We start from the raw sequence: 19,186 nt of genomic DNA on the forward strand, positions 1-19,186 counted from the left end.
GACATGGCAGAGCGTACCGACGCACGCACCCCCACGGGAGAGGCCACCGGCTACGGCTGGTGCCACTGGCACCGCGGGCACTCACAGACCGCGCGGCTCATCCAGATCATCGAGCAGGCATCCGGGCCCGGCGCCGGCCTGTACGCGTGCGCCCCGTGCCGCGAGCAGCGCGGCCTCACCGCGTACAGCGACCGCCCGTGAAGACGGCCAGGAAGGCCGAGGAGACACCCGAGTGCAGCCTCGGCGAGCACGGGCTGTGTGACGGCCCGGGGCCCGTCCGGCGGCCGGGAGCGCCCGCGTGGGAGGCGCCGTTGATGGTCGTGCGCTGTGACTGCCGGTGTCATGGTTCCCGGGCGGGCCGCGCTTCCCAGGCGTAGCGGCCGGTCCGGGTATGGGAGCGGCCCCCCGCGAGTGTTCGTGGGGGGCCGCTCCGTCGTGTGGTCAGCCTTGGGGGTGGCCGCAGTCCTTCACCCACCAGCCGCAGACGCGGCAGTAGTCGTAGGTGTAGAGGGCTCGGGCAAGCCTGTGGATCATGCCTCGCTCACCTCCTCCCGAGGCGGGTGGTAGATGCACATAACCCCGTTCGGGTCGAGAGCCCCTCTCGCCTTCGCAAGCCTGCGACGTGCAGCTTCACCGGATTCGGGGGCAACCCCTCTCGGTGGGGGAGTGGCGGACGAATCGGACATCCGTCGGCGGGCGGCCCGCCACAGGGAGACCGCCCCGACCACCCACAGCGCCAGGACACCGACCGCCACCGACAGGCGGAACACGACCGCCACAACCACCCCGGCGAGGACGACCAGGACGCACGCGCCGGCCGACTGGGACGGCTCGACCGGCTCGTCCTCGGCCTGCTTCCGGCGGCCCATCAGAACGCCCCGTAGAGGACATCGCCGAGCCAGTTGACGCCCTCGGCGAGCGGGGCCGCCGCGAACCCGGCCACCCCGGCGGACGTGCCGAGGCACACCCCGCACCAGGCGCCCGTTTTGATGTCGTGCCCGAAGCGGGACTTCTTGACCGCGGCGAGCAGGACCGCGGTGAGGACGAGGACGAGGGCGCCCCCGGTCTGTGTGAGCGGCTGGTAGGCGGCGCCGGCACCGTGTTGCCCGGACCGGCCGCCGACGCCCCACACGAGGGCGACGTCGCCGAGCCAGTTCGAGATCCACAGCGCGGTGTCCGCGGCCCAGCCGATCAGTCCGCCGACGCCGAGGACGGCGAGGCACCCGTAGGCCCAGGCGATGAGGAAGGGGCCCACCTCGGCGGCGCGGCGGGCGGGGTCTTTCAGGAGGGCTTTGCGGCCGGGCCACCAGGTGATGAGGAAGCGGGCGAGGATGCAGAGTCCGACGGTGACCCCGCCGGTGGTGACGTAGTTCAAGGTGGTGTCCTCAGCGGAGGATGGCCACGGCGAGCGCGGCGAGGGTGAGGATGAGGGCGCAGGTGCCGGAGACCGGGGGCACGGTGCGGGGGTCGACCAGGGCGAGGCCGGCCAGACCGAGGAGCGCTGCGACGGCGAAGAATCCGGCGAGGATCACGGCCGCTCGACCACTTCACGCCGCAACTCGGTGGCGTCCCGGCGGCTGAGCCCGAGTTCGTCTTGCAGCGTCTTGACGGTCACCGGCCGGCTCGTCGACCTGACCGCCTCCCGGTGCAGCCTGCGGGCTTCTCTGCGCAGCTCAGACGGTGTGCGGACGACCGGCAGGGTGACCACCTGGCGGGCCGCCACAGCGGGCAGCGCGGTGGTCACGGGGGCCGGGGGCTCGCCGGCCTTCCAGGGGCCGGGGACGGCGGTCGGGATGACCACCCGGGGCGGCTCGGGGAGTGCGGGGCGCGGTTCCTGGCCGGCGCGGGTCACGGTCACCTCGGTGGTCACCTCGGTGGTCACCTCGGTGGTCACCTCGGGCGTCACCGGCTTCCCCTCGGAGAGCCGGTGGACGCGCCACAGAACCAGCGGGGCGACCGCCGAGACCGCGACGACCAGGCCCACGGACACGGGCAGGAGACCGACCTCCACAAGGTGGGAGGCCGCGTTCACCCCGATCAGGGTGAGGACCACGGCGAACACGTCGCGGCGGGCGCGGAGCGCGGCGAGCGCGTACACGTCCAGCGCGGCCGGCACCCCGGCGGCGACGTATTGGCCGAAGCCGCAGGCGACGGCGAGTTGGTACTCGGCGGAGGCGAGGACGGTGAGGACCGCGGCGAGCGCGGCCCACAGGAGCGGGTCGCGCTTCACCGGGCACCCCCGGCGAGGAGCGCGGCCAACTGGTCGGCGAGATCGCGGAGCCGGTCCGCGTACGCGTCCAGGGCCGCGGCCAGTTCGTACACCCCGGTCGGGTCGAGCTCGGCGCCGTACATGCTCACGGAGATGCGGACGTCCCGGTCGCGGCTGGCGTGGGGGGCTTGGGTGAGGCAGGCGGTGGAGAGGGTCCGCCCGTGGAAGGTGAGGGGGGTGTCGGGCCCGGTGTGGAGGATGTCGGCGCGGTTGGTGTCGGGGTGGTGGTCGGTGTGGCCGGCGCACCAGGTGGGTTCGGGGAGGACCACGGTTCCGTGGTCGACGGTGGGCAGGGTGATGGTCCGCGGCGCGGACGGCATGGGATGATCCATGGACCCGGTCTCCTGGTTGGTCAGGTAGGTCGGTCAGGCCCTCGGTCGGTGCTCCAACACCGCCGGGGGCCGCTTCTTTGCTGTTTTGCTAGGTAGCTGTGTACCTGTAGGCGACCGCCGCTTCTCCGACCTTCGCGACCTGGTGCGGCCATGAGCGATCCCGGCGAGGGGGACGGCGGCGGGCAGAGCCGAGGCGTCCCGAGCCGCACCGGGGCGAGCGCCCGCGGACGACTCGGGGCACGGGACCGGCCCGACGACACCCGGGCCGGACGGACGGAGCGGCCCGCCGCCCGGGGCCGAGCGCCCGTGCACGCCGGCTCCGGGAAGCGGCTGGGCGCAGCACATCCTCGAGTGGAGGGACCGGTCGACCTCCGGCTCGTGCCGCCCGCCCTCGCGGTCTGGGCGACCTCCGCGCTGCTGGTGGGGGCGCCGGCCATGTGGGCCGTCGGATGGGCAGTGACGTGCCTGGCGGCCGGAGCCGTGCTGCTGGGCGCCGCCGGGCGGACCGCCGCGCCCGCCCGGGAGAAGAGGCATCGGGTGCCTCCGAGGGAAGACGGCAGACTGCCTCGGGAGGCAGGCGCGGGCCTGCCTCCGCGGCCGGACGAGGAGCCGCCTCCGCAGCCGCCCGGGCCGGGAAGGGTGCCGCACGGGCGCTCGCCCGGGGAGCCGCCCCCGGACCCGGGCCGGAGGCCGGGCGGGCCGCCGGAGGGGCGGAGGCGCGGCCGGGTGCGGGTGGCAGAGGGGCGGGGGTCTGGCCGGGTGCGGGTGACGGCGGCGGCCGTACTGCTCTGCGCCGCCGCGGCCGCGGCCTCCGCCGGGCTGCACGGCGCGGACCTGCGGCGTGGTCCGGTCCCCGAACTCGCCCGGCGGTCCGCCCACGTGACGGCTGACGTGGAGGTCACCTCCGATCCGCGCTTCACCCGCCCCCGTGTGACCGGGGACCGCATGACGCCCACGGCCCTGCTCTTCGACGCGCGGGTCACCCGGATCGAGGAGGGCGACGGCACGGTGTCGGCCACCCGGACGCCGGTCCTGGTGATCGTCGACGTCCGCTCCCGGCGCGGGCCCGTGCCTCGCGCCGGGGAGCCCTCGCCCTGGTCGTCGCTGCTGCCGTCGACCCGGGTACGGGTGGCCGCACGGGTCGTGCCGGCCCTGTCGGGCGGGGGCGACATCGCGGCGGTGCTGCGGGTGCGGGGGAGCGCGCCGCCGCGGGTGGTGGCGGCGCCGTCCGGTCCGCAGCGCCTCGCCGGACGGCTTCGCGCGGGACTGCGCGCAGCGACCGACGGCCTGGGCGCGGACGCGCGCGCCCTCCTCCCCGGCCTGGTGGTCGGCGACACCACACGGGTCACACCGGAGTTGGACGAGGCGTTCCGGGCCACCGACCTCACCCACCTCCTCGCCGTCAGCGGCGGCAACTTCACGATCCTGCTGGCCCTGTTCATCGGACCCGCGGGAATCGCCCAGCGGACGGAACGCCGGGGCCTGGCGCCCCGGTTGGGCGTCCCGCTGCGGGCGACCGCCCTCCTCGGCGGCGCGCTCACCCTCGCGTTCGTGGTCGTGTGCCGGCCGGACCCGAGCGTGCTGCGGGCGGCGGCCTGCGGGTCGGTGGCGTTGCTCGCCATCGCGACCGGGCGCCGCAGGTCGCTCGTCCCGGCGCTGGCCACCGCCGTACTGCTGCTCGTGCTGTACGACCCGTGGCTGTGCAGGAGTTACGGGTTCCTGCTGTCGGTGCTCGCGACCGGCGCCCTGCTGACGCTCGCCCCGCGCTGGAGCGCCGCACTGCGCCGGCGCCGGGTGCCCGCCCGGGCGGCCGAGGCGCTCGCCGCCGCCGCTGCGGCCCAGGCCCTGTGCGCACCCGTGGTCGCCGTGCTGTCGGCCCGGGTGAGCCTCGTGGCGGTGCCCTGCAATCTGCTCGCCGAGATCGCGGTGGCCCCGGCCACGGTGCTCGGCTTCGCCACGCTGGCGACGGCCGCGGTGGCGATGCCGGTGGCGCAGACGTGCGCCTGGTGCGCCGGCCTGCCCGCCGGATGGATCGCCGACATCGCCCGCACCGGGGCGTCCCTGCCCGGCGGGGGAGTGGACTGGCCCGGAAGCTGGGCGGGGGCGGCACTGCTGGCCGTCCTCATCCTGGTCGCCGTACGCGTGGGGCGCGCGCTGCTGCGGCGCCCCTGGCTGAGCGGCGTGTGCGCGGTGCTGTTCCTGCTGGCCGTGGTGCAGCCACCGCCGTTGACGCGGGTGATCACCGGATGGCCGCCGCCGGGCTGGCGGTTCGCGATGTGCGACGTGGGCCAGGGCGACGCGACGGTGCTGGCCGCGGGGGACGGCACCGCGGTGGTCGTGGACGCCGGCCCGGACCCCGTGCGGGTCGACCGCTGTCTCGGCGCCCTCGGCATCACCAGGATTCCGCTCCTGCTGCTGACGCACTTCCACGCCGACCACGTGGCGGGTCTGCCGGGCGTGCTCGCCGGGCGCTCGGTCGGGGCGATCGAGACGACGGGGTTCGAGGAACCGGCGGACCAGGCCGCGTTCGTGCGCGCGGAGGCGGCCGCGCGGCACATCCCCGTCGTCCGGGCGCAGGCGGGCGAGTACCGGCGCACCGGGCCGCTCGACTGGCGGGTGCTGTGGCCGCCGCCCGCCCCCGCACCGGCGCCGGACGACCCGAACGACGCGAGCGTCGCCCTGCTCGTGAGGTCGTCGGGACTGCGACTGCTGCTGCTCGGGGATCTCGAACCGCCCGCGCAGCAGGCGCTGGCGAGGACGCCGGCGGCGGCGGAGGCGGCCCGCGTGGACGTCCTCAAGGTCGCCCATCACGGGTCCGCCTACCAGGACCCCGGCCTCATACGGCTGGTGGCGCCGCGGCTCGCGCTCATCTCGTGCGGCAGGAACAACGTCTACGGCCATCCGGCGCCGAGCACGCTGGCGGCGCTGAGAGCAGGGGGCGCGCAGGTGCTGAGGACCGACGAGGACGGGTCGCTCGCCGTCGCCGGTGCGGGCGCCGCCCTGCGGGTGACGGGACACTGAGGTCATGAACTCCGCACAGGCCGACGCCTACCTCCACCGCATCGGGGCCGAGCACCCCGCGTGGCCCACGTCCGACGTGCTGCGCGATCTCCAGTCGCGCCACCTGAGGACGGTGCCGTTCGAGAACCTGTCGATCCACCTCGGCGAGGAGATCGTGCTGGACGAGGAGAGGCTGGTCGACAAACTGGTGGGCGCCCGCAGAGGGGGCTTCTGCTACGAACTGAACGGCGCGTTCGGGGCGTTGCTGGGTTCACTCGGCTTCGACGTGACGCTGCTCGCGGCACGGGTGTACGGGGAGGACGGCGGGCTCGGGATTCCCTTCGACCATCTCGCCCTGCGGGTCAGGACGGTGGACGGAGGCGACTGGATCACCGACGTGGGGTTCGGGGCCCACAGCCACTGGCCGCTGGCCTTCGGCGACCGGGGCGAACAGCGCGACCCGGGCGGGGTGTTCCGGGTCGTGGAATCCGGGCCGGACGCGGCGGGGGTGCGGGACGCGGGCGGCGGCCGGGAGAGCGAGGACCTGGACGTCGTCCTGGACGGCCGCCGCCGCTATCGGCTGGAGACCCGGCCGCGGGTCCTCGGGGACTTCGTCGCCGGGTCCTGGTGGCACAGCACGTCACCGCTGTCGCACTTCTCCCGTTCCCTCGTCTGCTCGCGGGTCACGAAGGACGGCGGACGGATCACCCTCAGCGGTCGTACGTTCACGGCGACGGCCGCCGACGGGACGAAGGAGGTGGTCGAGGTCGCCACGGACGCGGAGGTGCTGGACGTCTACCGGGAGCGGTTCGGCATCGAGCTGGACCGGGTCCCGGAGCTGGGCAGGACGGGATGACGGTCCCCGCGCACCCCGCCCCACCGAGCCCGCCCCACCCGGACCCGCGCCGCGTCCCGGCCGCGCACCCGTCGGGCTGACGGGGGGCGGGGCGGGGAGGAGCGAGTGCGGGTGGCCGCCGCGGGGCCGGCCCGGGACGCGTGCCGCTTCTCGGGGCGGAAAGGGGGTCCCGGGTGTGCGGGGCGGTGTCGGGTGGGGGTTTGTGCCGATCGGCGCGCTCGGGCCGCGTCCCGGCCTCGCGCCCGTCGCCAGCTGGGCCACTGCCGGTACCTGCCGCCCTTCGGCGGCGATCCGGGGCCGGGCCGCGTGCCGCTTCCCGGCGGCGAGCGGGGTCCGCGGTGTGCGCCGCGTCGCGCCGAGCGCGGTTCGGGGTGGTGGGTGTGCGCCGATCCGCGCGGTCGCCCGCGTCCCTGGCCCGCCCCATCCAGGTGGGCCGGGTCGCGCAGGTGGGCCGGGCCGCGCAGGTGGGCTGCGTCGGCTGCGGCTGCGTGCCGGCCTCCGGAACCGTGCCGGGTCCTGCGGTTCGGCGTCCACGCCGTTCTTCGGGCCCGCTCGCCGGGATGCCCGAGAACCGCGTCGGCCTCGGCCCGGCCGTGACGCCGCGAGTCGCGGCTGTCGGGGCGGGGCCTCCACTGCCGCCCCCGGGGACCGGCGGCGGTGGGCGTGGCGGAAAATGTCCGGGTGAGCGACGTGAGACATGTGCTGGTGCTGCCCGACCGTGATGCCGCCGAGGAGGCGGCGGAGGCCGTCGGGGACAGGTTCGGGCTGCACGAGGAGCCGCAGCTCGTCCGGGACGCGCTGGCCGGCGAGGACGATGCCGAGGACGCGCAGTGGCTGGTCGTCCTGACGGACGCCGACGAGCGGCTCGACCCGAAGGAGCTGGACGCGTTCGCCGCGGAGTGGGAGGGCTGGCGCGAGGAGCCGTGACCTCCGTCGGGGGCCGGCGACCGGGTGCCGCTTCCGTGCCCCGGCTAGCGGACCGCGTGCCGAGGCGGCCCCGCGTGCCGACGCCTTGGATGCACGGGGCCGAGCACGCGCTGCCGGGCGGCTGAGCCTCCGAGTTCCGGGGTCCCGAGGATCGGAGGCTCCGCAGAGCGGGTTACCGGCACGGAGTCACCTGGGCACGGATGCGGCCGGGCACCGGGCTCCTCCCGGGCACGGAGAATGCCGGGGACGGAGTCTCCCGGGACAGGAGGTTGCCGAGGACGCACTCGTCCGGGCACGGAGGCTGCCGGGCAGGCACGGAGGTTGCCGGGCACGTAGGTCGGTGGGCACCGGGGCTCCTCCCGGGCACGGAGGTCGGCGGGCACCGGGCCTCCTCCCGGGCACTGGTGCTCCTCCCAGGCACGGAGGCTGTCGGGCACGGAGGTTCCCGAGCACCAGGGCTCCTCTCGGGCACCGGGGCCGGCTGCCGTGGCAGGGGCAGGGACCGCCCGCCGGTGTCCGGAGGGCGGGGGAAGGCGGTGCGGCCGGGGCCGGGACTGCGGCCGGGACCGGGATCTCGGCCGGCGCTGGGACCGAGGTCGGCGTCTGCGCCGGGAGCGCGGCGCCGGTTGTCGGCGGCGCGTGGGATGCTTCGGGGGATGGCCACGAAGACCGCACAAGACGACCCCCTCGCCCCCCTCACACTCGCCGTGGGCCAGGAGGACCTCCTGCTCGACCGCGCCGTGCAGGAGGTGGTGGCCGCCGCCCGCGCCGCCGACCCCGACACGGACGTCCGGGACCTCGCGCCGGACCAGTTGCAGCCCGGCACGCTCGCGGAACTGACGAGTCCCTCGCTGTTCGCCGAACGCAAGGTCGTGGTGGTGCGCAACGCGCAGGACCTGTCGGCGGACACGATCAAGGACGTCAAGGCGTATCTCGGGGCGCCCGTCGAGGAGATCACCCTGGTGCTGCTGCACGCGGGTGGCGCCAAGGGCAAGGGCCTGCTGGACGCGGCGCGCAAGGCTGGGGCGCGGGAGGTCGCCTGCCCCAAGATGACGAAGCCGGCGGACCGGCTGGCGTTCGTGCGCGGCGAGTTCCGGGCGCTCGGCCGATCGGCCGCCCCCGAGGCGTGCCAGGCGCTGGTGGACGCCATCGGGAGCGACCTGCGGGAGCTGGCGTCGGCGGTGGCGCAGCTGACCGCGGACGTCGAGGGCACGATCGACGAAGCGGTCGTCGGGCGCTATTACACCGGGCGGGCTGAGGCGTCCAGCTTCACCGTGGCCGACCGGGCCGTCGAGGGCCGGGCGGCGGAGGCGCTGGAGGCGCTGCGCTGGTCGCTGTCGACCGGTGTGGCGCCCGTGCTGATCACCAGCGCCCTCGCGCAGGGGGTGCGGGCGATCGGCAAGCTGTCCTCGGCGCGGGGCGGCCGGCCCGCCGACCTCGCCCGTGAGCTGGGGATGCCGCCCTGGAAGATCGACCGGGTGCGCCAGCAGATGCGTGGGTGGACACCGGACGGGGTCTCCGTCGCCCTGCGGGCGGTCGCGGAGGCGGACGCCGGGGTCAAGGGCGGTGGCGACGACCCCGAGTACGCGCTGGAGAAGGCGGTCGTGACCATCGCGCGGGCGGCCCGCTCCCGCCGAGGCTGAGTTCCGGCACCTCGCCGAGGAGGCTCGGCGACCGTCGGCGCTCCGTCCCGGGTCAAGGCGATGCGATTGCGTTGCGCGCATCACGGCGTGCGGTGGCCTGTGTGCGCGGGTGGGCCGGAGGGCGGTTGGTGCTCTGGGGTGCGACGTGCGACGGCGGGGGTGCGCAGGTACGACGTAGGGGAGCGCTGCCCGCGGTACGGCCGCGGTGCACCGCGGCCGCGGTGCCGAAGGCTTCGGACCGCTCCGGTGAGGGAGCGAGGCGACGGCGAGGGAGTGAGGCGACGCCGGGGGTCCGCGTGCAGAGCGAAGGCCCCGCTCGATCCCCGTGAGAGGGGGCGAGCGGGGCCTTCGGTTCGAGCCGGGTGGACCCACGCCCGCGTGGCGAACGCAGATCGTGCGCGGATCCGGGGGTGTCGGTCGGGAGCGGAGAGAGAGGGCCCGCTCGGGTCCGGCCGACGGTCACGTCAAGCAGTTCAGAGGGTGAGCCCGAGGGGGCTCAGCCGACTCAGCCCTTGATCGCGGCGACCTTCGAAGCAAGCGCCGACTTCTTGTTGGCGGCCTGGTTCTTGTGGATGACGCCCTTCGAGACGGCCTTGTCGAGCTGGCGCGACGCGGCGCGCGTGTACTCGGTGGCCTTCTCGACGTCACCCGCGGCCGACGCCTCGCGGGCCTTGCGGATCGCGGTCTTCAGAGAGGACTTGACGGCCTTGTTGCGCAGCCGCGCCTTCTCGTTGGTCTTGATCCGCTTGATCTGGGACTTGATGTTCGCCACGAATGAGCCTCTACAGGTTCTGGCAGGCAAGACAGCACGTCTCACCCGCCGTTTGATTTTCTTGGGTGCGTCTCCTGCTGAGAGGGCACGAGACACGGCCACCCAGGCTAGCAGCCGCCCCGCGACCGGCCCAAACCGGTCGTGGCCGCCCCCGGCGCGACCGGCCCGCCCCGCGTCGGCCGGCGCCTCCACGGGGAACCGGCCGAGGTGCCGTCCGCACGCTCCTGTCCGCCGCCGGGAAGGTGCGTGGCCGGGAGCTCTCGCGTCGCCGCCCGCAAACCGTGCAGTGATCCCCGTTCCGCCGCCCGGGAACCGCAGGCCGGCCCCTGCTCCGCCGCCTGGGACGCGCGGGGCGGCTCCCGTTCCGTCGCCCGGGAACCGCAGGCCGGCCCCTGCTCCGCCGCCTGGGACGCGCGGGGCGATCCCCGCTGACACGGCCCAAACCGGTCGCAGTTCCCCGCGCGTGGGACGATGGAGCCTACGTATCGATCCGACCCGAGGCGACAGGCGCCTCAAGAGACAGGACCCTGCGTGCCCGCGACCCCTAAGAATGTGCCCGAGCCGAGCCGTACCGACCCGGCTCTGATCCGCAATTTCTGCATCATCGCGCACATCGACCACGGCAAGTCCACGCTCGCCGACCGCATGCTCCAGCTGACCGGGGTGGTCGAGCAGCGGCAGATGCGCGCTCAGTACCTCGACCGCATGGACATCGAGCGCGAGCGCGGCATCACGATCAAGTCCCAGGCGGTCCGGCTGCCCTGGGCCCCGTCCGAGGATCCGGGCCGCACCCACATCCTCAACATGATCGACACCCCCGGGCACGTCGACTTCACCTACGAGGTGTCGCGGTCCCTGGCCGCGTGCGAGGGCACGGTCCTGCTCGTCGACGCGGCCCAGGGCATCGAGGCCCAGACCCTCGCCAACCTCTACCTGGCGATGGAGAACGACCTCAAGATCATCCCGGTGCTGAACAAGATCGACCTGCCGGCCGCCCAGCCGGAGAAGTTCTCCGAGGAGCTCGCGAACCTCATCGGCTGCGACCCCGAGGACGTGCTCAAGGTCTCCGCCAAGACCGGCCTCGGTGTCGAGGCGCTGCTCGACAAGGTCGTCGCCGAGATCCCGGGGCCGGTGGGCGTCCAGGACGCCCCGGCCCGCGCGATGATCTTCGACTCGGTGTACGACTCGTACCGCGGCGTCGTGACGTACGTCCGTGTCGTCGACGGGCAGCTCAACAAGCGCGAGCGCATCCGGATGATGTCGACGGGCGCCACGCACGAACTGCTGGAGATCGGCACCAACTCCCCGGAGATGCTGCCGGCCGACGGGCTCGGCGTGGGCGAGGTCGGCTACCTCATCACCGGTGTGAAGGACGTCCGCCAGTCCAAGGTCGGCGACACCATCACCACCCTGAGCAAGGGCGCCACCGAGCCGCTCGGCGGCTACAAGGACCCCAAGCCGATGGTGTTCTCGGGCCTGTATCCGCTGGACGGATCGGACTATCCCGAGCTGCGCGACGCCCTGGACAAGCTCCAGCTCAACGACGCGGCGCTGGTCTACGAGCCGGAGACCTCCGCGGCCCTGGGCTTCGGCTTCCGGGTCGGCTTCCTCGGCCTGCTGCACCTCGACGTCATCCGCGAGCGGCTGGAGCGCGAGTTCGGGCTCGACCTGATCGCCACCGCCCCGAACGTGGTCTACCGCGTCGAGATGGAGGACCGCAGCGAGCACACGGTCACCAACCCGAGCGAGTTCCCCGAAGGCAAGATCGACAAGGTCTACGAGCCCGTGGTGCGCGCGACGATCCTCGCGCCCTCGGAGTTCATCGGTTCCATCATGGAGCTGTGCCAGACCCGGCGCGGCACCCTGCTCGGCATGGACTACCTCTCCGAGGACCGGGTCGAGATCCGCTACACGCTGCCGCTCGCCGAGATCGTCTTCGACTTCTTCGACCAGCTGAAGTCCAAGACGCGCGGATACGCCTCGCTGGACTACGAGCCCACGGGCGAGCAGACCTCCAGCCTGGTCAAGGTCGACATCCTGCTGCACGGCGACAAGGTGGACGCCTTCTCGGCGATCACCCACAAGGACCAGGCGTACGCCTACGGTGTCCGGCTGGTCGCCAAGCTGCGCGAACTGATCCCGCGGCAGGCCTTCGAGGTGCCCATCCAGGCGGCCATCGGCTCCCGGGTCATCGCCCGCGAGACCATCCGCGCCATCCGCAAGGACGTCCTCGCCAAGTGCTACGGCGGTGACATCTCCCGCAAGCGGAAGCTGCTGGAGAAGCAGAAGGAGGGCAAGAAGCGGATGAAGATGGTGGGCTCCGTGGAGGTTCCGCAAGAGGCGTTCATCGCCGTGCTGTCCAGTGACGACGGCGGCGGCTCCGGCAAGGGCAAGAAGTAGTCACCGGGATGCCGGATTCCAGGGCCCGTCGCGCTTCGGTGCGGCGGGCCCTGTGCTTGTCTGCGGAAGGTGTCCTGGTGGAAGTGGCGGCCCACCGCCCCTTACGCGCCGGCCGGACGCGCTCTACTCTGATCTCTGCTCGGTAGTTACTCGCGAGTTAAACAACAGCCGCAATTGAGCCAGCCGCAACGCCGCGGGCCCGGAGGATGTCGTGAGCGACACACAGACCCTGATCGAGAACCGTCCGCCGTCCGTCGCGGCCCTCTTCCTGGAGCGCGTGGCGGCCACACCGGACGCCGAGGCCTACCGCTACCCGGTCCCGGCCGCGGGCGAGGGCCCCGACGAGTGGAAGTCACTGAACTGGCGCGAGGCCGCCGAGCGGGTCTTCTCCATCGCCGCCGGTCTCATCGAACTCGGCGTGGAGCCCGAGCAGCGCGTCGCGCTCGCCTCCTCCACCCGGGTCGAGTGGATCCTCGCCGACCTCGGCATCCTGTGCGCCGGAGCGGCCACCACGACCGTGTACCCGCAGACCAACACGGAGGAGTCGGCGTTCATCCTCTCCGACTCCGCGAGCAGGGTGCTGGTCGCGGAGGACGCGGCCCAGCTCGCCAAGGCCCGGGACAAGCGGGCGGACCTGCCCGAGCTGGCCCACGTCGTCGTCATCGACGGCGAGGGCGTGGAGAGCGACGACTGGGTGCTGACCCTCGCCGAGCTGGAGAAGCGCGGCGCCGCCTACCTGGAGAAGCACCCCGAGCTGATCAAGGAGCGGGTCGGCGCGATCACCGCGGACCAGCTCGCCACCCTCATCTACACGTCCGGGACGACCGGCCGGCCCAAGGGCGTGCGGCTGCCGCACGACAACTGGTCGTACATGGCGAAGGCGATCTCCGCCACCGGCCTGGTCGGCCCGGACGACGTGCAGTACCTGTGGCTGCCGCTCGCGCACGTCTTCGGCAAGGTGCTCACCTCCGGCCAGATCGAGGTCGGCCACGTCACCGCCGTCGACGGCCGCGTCGACAAGATCATCGAGAACCTGCCGGTGGTGCAGCCGACGTACATGGCGGCCGTCCCGCGCATCTTCGAGAAGGTCTACAACGGGGTCGCGGCCAAGGCGCGGGCGGGCGGCGGCGCCAAGTACAAGATCTTCCAGTGGGCGGCCGACGTCTCCCGCGAGTACGCCAAGGCCAGCCAGGACAACTTCCGCCGCACCGGCTCCGCCTCGGTGCCCTTCGCGCTCGGCGCCAAGCACAAGGTCGCCGACACCCTCGTCTTCGCGAAGATCCGCGAGGCCTTCGGCGGCAACCTGCGCGCCTGCATCTCCGGCTCCGCCGCCCTCGCGCCGGAGATCGGCTACTTCTTCGCCGGCGCCGGCATCCACATCCTTGAGGGGTACGGGCTGACCGAGTCCTCGGCCGCCTCCTTCGTCAACCCCGGCGAGGCGTACCGCACCGGCACGGTCGGCAAGCCGCTGCCCGGCACCGAGGTGCGCATCGCGGACGACGGCGAGATCCTGCTGCGCGGCCCCGGCATCATGGAGGGCTACCACGGGCTGCCCGAGAAGACCGCCGAGGTGCTGGAGGCCGACGGCTGGTTCCACACCGGCGACATCGGCGAGCTGTCCCCGGACGGCTACCTGCGGATCACCGACCGCAAGAAGGACCTCATCAAGACCTCGGGCGGCAAGTACATCGCGCCCGCCGAGGTCGAGGGCCAGTTCAAGGCGGTCTGCCCCTACGTCTCCAACATCCTGGTGCACGGTGCCGACCGGAACTTCTGCACCGCCCTCATCGCCCTCGACGAGCCGTCCATCATGGAGTGGGCGAAGGACAACGGCCTGGAGCGCCGCTCCTACGCCGAGGTCGTGGCCGCGCCCGCCACGGTCGCCATGGTCGAGGGGTACGTCAAGGAGCTCAACGAGGGGCTCCAGCGCTGGCAGACCATCAAGAAGTTCCGCCTGCTGCCCCGCGACCTGGACGTCGAGCACGGCGAGATCACCCCGAGCCTCAAGCTCAAGCGCCCGGTCGTCGAGCGCGAGTACCGGCACCTGATCGACGAGATGTACGCGGGCACCCGCGAGGCCTGACCCGGGCCCGGTCCACCGGCCCGGCCGCTCAGCTCCCGCGCTCTCTCCCCTCCGCCCCCGGCACGCCGGGGGCGGAGGCGTGTTCGGCGGCTCCGCCCCCGCGGCAGGCCGCTCGCCGCGGGCCCCACGCCCGCGGCACGTCGCTCGCCCGCTCGCCGCGGGGCGGTTCGCCCGCTGCGGGCCGTTCGCCCGCTCGCATCGCGCCGGTTCGCCCGTTGCCCACGCGTCATCCGCCCCGCTCCCGGCGCACGGCCCCGAGCAGGGGCTCCGTCTGCCGCCCCGGCCGACGGCCTCCCTGCGACCGGACCGCTCTCCACGCCCGGGGTGAAGGGGGCGCCCGCATCGACGCCGCCGGTGTGGCCCTCCTCCGCGGTGCACGGCGCCCCGCGCCGCCCGCGGCCCCCGCGGCGGCGTCCTGCGCTCACCTGCCGGACGGCCGCTTCCGGCCCGGCTCGCCCTACCACCGGTCGATGCCGGACGGCCCATTTCGGTGACTCGCCGCTCACGGGTGCATCCTTTCTGTCACCCTGTCCGCATCGGCTGGGGTGTCTTCGTCCGAACTGCACAGGGAGCCGCACCGTGGGGGCCATTCCGACGCAACGCGAGTCCATGGCGTGCGCCCCGGGCCTGCCCGCGCACACCGCGGCACACGAGACCGTGGCCCGTACGACCCTGCCCGGCACGCCGCTCGCCGCCGGAGCCGCCCGCCGCCACCTCCGCGACGCCCTCGCCGACTGGACCGAGCGGGCCCTGCCCGGCGCCGGCGTCATCGACGAGCGGCTGACCGAGGACGCCGTCCTGGTGGCGAGCGAACTCGTCACCAACGCCGTCGTCCACGCGGGCACCGGCGTCGAGCTGCTCTGCCGGCTGGAGCACGTCCCCGACGGCCCGCCCGGCCCGCTCGTCGTCGAGGTGACCGACCACCACCCGGCCCGCGCCGTACGCGACGACAGCCCCGAACGGCCCTGCGGGACGCCGGAGTACGGCAGGGGCCTGCGGCTCGTGGCCGCCCTCTGCGAGGCATGGGGTATCACCTACCGGCCGGGCGTGAAGACGGTGTGGGCGCGTCTGCTGCTCGACGGCGGCGCCGAGACGTTCCCCGGCGCCGACGCGCTCGCCGCCACCGTGCCGGACGGGGTCCCCGCGGCGCACGGGGGTGCGCCGGCCGGCCCGCGGCCCGCCCCGGACGACCCGGGAGCCGGACCGCGCTCGGCGGACGACGGCCCCCCGGACGTGGCCGGCCCGCCGCACGCACCGCAGACGCGGCACGGGGCGAGCACCGAGGGCGCGGGGAGCGCCGGCGGAGGGAGCGGGCGCGCTGCCGGGTCCGGCCCCGAAGACGCCGCCGGACCGGACCACGCCGCTCCCGCGGGGGCTCGGGCGCCCGAGGGCCGGGACTGGCTGGACCGCGGCGCGCTCGCCTTCCTCGCCGAGGCATCCGACCTGCTGACCGGACAGCTCGACGAGGACCACGTCGCCGCGCTCGCCGGACAGCTCCTCGTCCCGCGGCTGGCCGACTGGTGCGCGGTGTGGCTGGAGGACGAGGCGACCGACCGGGCGGGCGGGCACGGCCCCGGTCTCGGCCCCCGGCTCGCCCGCGTCTGGCACGGCAGCGAGCACCTCGTCGAGGGCCTGCGGTCCGCCCTGGAGGAGGACCCGCCGCGGCTGCCCGACGCCGTCCGGTCCCGGCCCGTCCCCGTGCCGTGGCCCGGTGCGGCGCTGGGGCCGCGCCGCGAGCGGCGCGGCCCTCGCGTACCGGCTGATCGCGGGCGGCCGGCCGCTCGGCACGCTCGTCATCGGGCGGGCCGGGATCACCGGGTTCCCCGACGAGGTGACCGGCCTGGTCGAGGACCTCGGCCGCCGGATCGCGCTCGCCGTCGGCGCGGCCCGCCAGTACGCGCGCCAGGCCACCATCAGCCGGGTCCTGCAACGCGGGCTGCTGCCCGGCGCGGTCGCCGAGATCCCCGGCGTGCGCAGCGCCCTCGTCCACGAACCGCTCGACAAGGGCGGCCCCAGCGGCGACTTCTACGACGTCTTCCCGGCCGGGCACGGCCGGTGGTGCTTCGCCGTCGGCGACGTCCAGGGCAAGGGGCCCGAGGCCGCCGTCGTGATCGGGCTCGCCCGGCCCTGGCTGCGGCTGCTCGCCCGCGAGGGGTACGACGTGGCGGACGTCCTCGACCGGCTCAACCAGCTCCTCCTGGACGACGCCACCGAGGCGGCCGACGCCGCGGCCCGCGCGCTCGTGGCGGCGGGCGGCCCCGGGCTGGGCACCGACCTCGGCCCGCAGACCCGCTTCCTGTCCATGCTCTACGGGGAACTGGTGCCGTTCGACGGCGGCGTCCGCTGCACGCTCGCCTCGGCCGGGCACCCGCTGCCGCTGCTGCTGGCCCCCGACGGCGGCGTACGGGAGGTCGCCTCGCCGCAGACCCTGCTCGGTGTCTTCGAGGACCCCGGGTACACCTCCGAGTCGTTCGTGCTGCACCCCGGCGACACGCTGCTCTGCGTCACCGACGGAGTGACCGAGCGCCGCGCCGGAACCCGCCAGTTCGACGACGACGACGGCCTCGCGCGGGCGCTCGCCGGCTGCGCCGGGCTGAGCGCCGAACCGATCGCGGAGCGCGTGCGGGAACTCGTGCACGCCTTCGGCACCCGGCCGCCGGAGGACGACATGGCGCTGCTGGTGCTCCAGGCCGAATAGCGGCGCGAACCTCGCCCGGACCGAGGCCCGGGGCCCCGTCCACCGGCCGGGCACGCGCACGGCGCCCGTGCTGGACAATGGACCGCATGCCTTCCGCACTCCCCGACGGCGAGCCCGTCCCCGACGACGGGGCGCTGCCCGCGCACGCCCTGGCCGGCGCCGCCGGGCGGCCCCTCGGGTTCTACCTCCACGTCCCGTACTGCGCCACCCGCTGCGGCTACTGCGACTTCAACACCTACACGGCGACCGAGCTGCGCGGCACCGGAGGCGTGCTCGCCTCCCGCGACAACTACGCGGACACCCTCGTCGACGAGGTCCGCCTCGCCCGCAAGGTCCTCGGCGACGACCCGCGCCCGGTCCGCACCGTCTTCGTCGGCGGCGGCACCCCCACCCTGCTCGCCGCCGGCGACCTGGTGCGGATGCTTGGCGCGATCCGGGACGAGTTCGGACTCGCCGACGACGCGGAGATCACGACGGAGGCGAACCCGGAGTCGGTCGACCCCGCGTACCTCGCGGCGCTCCGGGACGGCGGATTCAACCGCGTCTCCTTCGGCATGCAGAGCGCCCGGCAGCACGTGCTGAAGGTACTGGACCGCACCCACACCCCCGGCCGCCCCGAGGCCTGCGTCGCCGAGGCCCGCGCGGCCGGCTTCGAGCACGTGAACCTCGACCTGATCTACGGCACCCCGGGGGAGTCGGACGACGACTGGCGCGCCTCCCTGGAGGCCGCCCTCGGCGCCGGGCCCGACCACGTGTCCGCGTACGCGCTCATCGTCGAGGAGGGCACGCAGCTGGCGCGCCGCATCCGGCGCGGCGAGATCCCGGCGACCGACGACGACGTGCACGCCGACCGCTACCTCATCGCCGACGAGGTGCTGTCGGCGGCCGGCCTCGACTGGTACGAGGTGTCGAACTGGGCCACCTCCGAGGCGGCCCGCTGCCTGCACAACGAGCTGTACTGGCGGGGCGCGGACTGGTGGGGTGCGGGCCCCGGCGCCCACAGCCACGTGGGCGGCGTCCGCTGGTGGAACGTGAAGCACCCCGGCGCGTACGCGGCGGCGCTGGCCGCCGGCCGCTCCCCGGGCGCCGGGCGCGAGGTGCTCGGCGAGGAGGACCGGCGCGTCGAGCGCATCCTGCTCGAACTGCGGCTGCGCGAGGGCTGCCCGCTCTCCCTGCTCCGCCCCGACGGCCTCGCGGCCTCCCGCCGCGCGCTGGCCGAGGGGCTCCTCGCCCCGGCGCCCTACGAGGACGGCCGCGCCGTCCTCACCCTGCGCGGACGCCTGCTGGCGGACGCCGTCGTCCGGGACCTGGTCGACTGACGCGGGCGCACCCGCCGTCCGGCCTCCCGGGTCGGCCCGGCCGGGCCGGGCGGCGGCGTCCGCGGGGCGGTTACTCCGGGGCGGTGACGAAGTCGATCAGTTCCTCCACCCGGCCGAGGAGTTCGGGCTGGAGGTCCTTGTAGGAGCGCACCCGGGACAGGATGTGCTGCCAGGCCGCGCCGGTGTTCTCCGGCCAGCCCAGCGCCCGGCAGACGCCCGTCTTCCAGTCCTCGCCGCGCGGCACCCGGGGCCAGCCCGCGATGCCCACCGAGGACGGCTTCACGGCCTCCCAGATGTCGATGTAGGGGTGGCCGAGCACGAGCGCGTGCTCGCTCGTGACCGCCGCGGCGATCCGGGACTCCTTCGAGCCGGTCACCAGGTGGTCGACGAGCACGCCGAGCCGGGCGTCCGGCCCGGGAGCGAACTCGGCGACGATCGTGGGCAGGTCGTCGACGCCCTCCAGGTACTCCACGACGACGCCCTCGATGCGCAGGTCGTCCCCCCAGACGCGTTCGACCAGCTCGGCGTCGTGGCGGCCCTCCACGTAGATGCGGCCCGCCCGGGCCACCCGGGCGCGGGCCCCGGGCACCGCGACGGAGCCCGAGGCGGTGCGGCTCGGCCGGGTGGGCGCCCCGCCCGCGGGGCGGACCAGCGTCACCACCCGCCCCTCCAGCAGGAAGCCGCGCGGCTCCATCGGGAAGACCCGGTGCTTGCCGAAGCGGTCCTCCAGGGTCACCGTGCCCGCCTCGCAGCCGATCACCGCGCCGCAGAAACCGGTGCCGGGCTCCTCCACCACCAGACCCGGGTCCGCCGGGACCTCGGGCACGGGCCTGGGCTTCTTCCACGGCGGAGTCAGGTCCGGAGAATACTGGCGCATTCGCACGACG

Annotated in this window: 14 protein-coding genes and 1 pseudogene; 9 read left to right on the forward strand and 6 right to left on the reverse strand. The window is 74.6% G+C overall.

Annotated features, from left to right (window positions below; genetic code table 11):
- Positions 1–3: 3 nt before the first annotated feature.
- Positions 4–201 carry a hypothetical protein gene (locus ACGFS9_RS21290; protein WP_393255201.1) on the forward strand — a complete coding sequence of 66 codons (198 nt, stop codon included), beginning with the start codon at positions 4–6 and terminating at the stop codon, positions 199–201.
- A 667-nt stretch (positions 202–868) separates the two neighbouring features.
- On the opposite strand, the gene ACGFS9_RS21295 is transcribed toward ACGFS9_RS21290, so the two are convergent.
- From ACGFS9_RS21295 to ACGFS9_RS21310, 4 genes are read right to left on the reverse strand one after another with little or no spacing between them, the layout of a single operon-like run.
- The gene (locus ACGFS9_RS21295) at positions 869–1,375 is read right to left on the reverse strand and encodes a hypothetical protein (protein ID WP_393255203.1); all 507 of its coding nucleotides are present in this window, start codon (positions 1,373–1,375) and stop codon (positions 869–871) included.
- A gap of 10 nt (positions 1,376–1,385) precedes the next feature.
- The gene (locus ACGFS9_RS21300; protein ID WP_393255204.1) at positions 1,386–1,532 is read right to left on the reverse strand and encodes a hypothetical protein; all 147 of its coding nucleotides are present in this window, start codon (positions 1,530–1,532) and stop codon (positions 1,386–1,388) included.
- The gene (locus ACGFS9_RS21305; RefSeq protein WP_393255205.1) at positions 1,529–2,230 is read right to left on the reverse strand and encodes a hypothetical protein; all 702 of its coding nucleotides are present in this window, start codon (positions 2,228–2,230) and stop codon (positions 1,529–1,531) included. The genes ACGFS9_RS21300 and ACGFS9_RS21305 overlap by 4 nt, the downstream gene beginning before the upstream one ends.
- Entirely contained in the window at positions 2,227–2,601 is a 375-nt protein-coding gene (locus ACGFS9_RS21310) for a DUF6907 domain-containing protein (protein ID WP_393255206.1), read from the reverse strand. The genes ACGFS9_RS21305 and ACGFS9_RS21310 overlap by 4 nt, the downstream gene beginning before the upstream one ends.
- A gap of 306 nt (positions 2,602–2,907) precedes the next feature.
- On the opposite strand from ACGFS9_RS21310, the gene ACGFS9_RS21315 reads away from it, so the two are divergent.
- The 4 genes from ACGFS9_RS21315 to holA all read left to right on the forward strand — a co-directional run bounded on the left by ACGFS9_RS21315 (position 2,908) and on the right by holA (position 9,027).
- Entirely contained in the window at positions 2,908–5,622 is a 2,715-nt protein-coding gene (locus ACGFS9_RS21315; RefSeq protein WP_393255368.1) for a ComEC/Rec2 family competence protein, read from the forward strand.
- A gap of 4 nt (positions 5,623–5,626) precedes the next feature.
- On the forward strand, positions 5,627–6,457 hold the full coding sequence (locus ACGFS9_RS21320) for an arylamine N-acetyltransferase (protein WP_393255207.1): 831 nt from the start codon (positions 5,627–5,629) through the stop codon (positions 6,455–6,457).
- Positions 6,458–7,138: 681 nt separating this feature from the next.
- Positions 7,139–7,384 carry a hypothetical protein gene (locus ACGFS9_RS21325; protein ID WP_393255208.1) on the forward strand — a complete coding sequence of 82 codons (246 nt, stop codon included), beginning with the start codon at positions 7,139–7,141 and terminating at the stop codon, positions 7,382–7,384.
- Between the two features lie 656 nt (positions 7,385–8,040).
- Positions 8,041–9,027 (forward strand): DNA polymerase III subunit delta, encoded by a 987-nt coding sequence (gene holA, locus ACGFS9_RS21330; protein WP_393255209.1) that lies wholly within the window; start codon positions 8,041–8,043, stop codon positions 9,025–9,027.
- 505 nt (positions 9,028–9,532) lie between these two features.
- Here holA and rpsT read toward each other — a convergent pair.
- Positions 9,533–9,799: a 30S ribosomal protein S20 gene (gene rpsT, locus ACGFS9_RS21335; protein WP_393255210.1), complete on the reverse strand. Its 267-nt coding sequence runs from the start codon at positions 9,797–9,799 to the stop codon at positions 9,533–9,535.
- A 531-nt stretch (positions 9,800–10,330) separates the two neighbouring features.
- Here rpsT and lepA point away from each other — a divergent pair.
- The 4 genes and pseudogenes from lepA to hemW all read left to right on the forward strand — a co-directional run bounded on the left by lepA (position 10,331) and on the right by hemW (position 18,299).
- Positions 10,331–12,199 carry a translation elongation factor 4 gene (gene lepA, locus ACGFS9_RS21340; protein WP_393255211.1) on the forward strand — a complete coding sequence of 623 codons (1,869 nt, stop codon included), beginning with the start codon at positions 10,331–10,333 and terminating at the stop codon, positions 12,197–12,199.
- A gap of 211 nt (positions 12,200–12,410) precedes the next feature.
- Entirely contained in the window at positions 12,411–14,282 is a 1,872-nt protein-coding gene (locus ACGFS9_RS21345) for an AMP-dependent synthetase/ligase (RefSeq protein WP_393255212.1), read from the forward strand.
- A 579-nt stretch (positions 14,283–14,861) separates the two neighbouring features.
- Positions 14,862–16,980, forward strand: a pseudogene (locus ACGFS9_RS21350) (SpoIIE family protein phosphatase).
- Positions 16,981–17,057: 77 nt separating this feature from the next.
- Positions 17,058–18,299 (forward strand): radical SAM family heme chaperone HemW, encoded by a 1,242-nt coding sequence (gene hemW, locus ACGFS9_RS21355; protein WP_393255213.1) that lies wholly within the window; start codon positions 17,058–17,060, stop codon positions 18,297–18,299.
- A 70-nt stretch (positions 18,300–18,369) separates the two neighbouring features.
- Here the strand turns inward: hemW and ACGFS9_RS21360 are convergent, their stop codons facing one another.
- Positions 18,370–19,176, reverse strand: a complete 807-nt coding sequence (locus ACGFS9_RS21360; RefSeq protein WP_393255215.1) for a DUF3097 domain-containing protein — start codon at positions 19,174–19,176, stop codon at positions 18,370–18,372.
- Positions 19,177–19,186 lie beyond the last annotated feature (10 nt).

Source organism: Streptomyces sp. NPDC048566 (genome assembly GCF_043199735.1).
Taxonomy (GTDB): Bacteria; Actinomycetota; Actinomycetes; order Streptomycetales; family Streptomycetaceae; genus Streptomyces.

Excerpts from the sequence above, each read along its gene's own strand:
- ACGFS9_RS21310 (WP_393255206.1), bottom strand. The coding sequence starts at position 2,601 with ATGGATCATCCCATGCCGTCCGCGCCGCGGACCATCACCCTGCCCACC.
- ACGFS9_RS21320 (WP_393255207.1), top strand. The coding sequence starts at position 5,627 with ATGAACTCCGCACAGGCCGACGCCTACCTCCACCGCATCGGGGCCGAG.
- hemW (WP_393255213.1), top strand. The coding sequence starts at position 17,058 with ATGGACCGCATGCCTTCCGCACTCCCCGACGGCGAGCCCGTCCCCGAC.
- ACGFS9_RS21290 (WP_393255201.1), top strand. The coding sequence starts at position 4 with ATGGCAGAGCGTACCGACGCACGCACCCCCACGGGAGAGGCCACCGGC.
- ACGFS9_RS21360 (WP_393255215.1), bottom strand. The coding sequence starts at position 19,176 with ATGCGCCAGTATTCTCCGGACCTGACTCCGCCGTGGAAGAAGCCCAGG.
- holA (WP_393255209.1), top strand. The coding sequence starts at position 8,041 with ATGGCCACGAAGACCGCACAAGACGACCCCCTCGCCCCCCTCACACTC.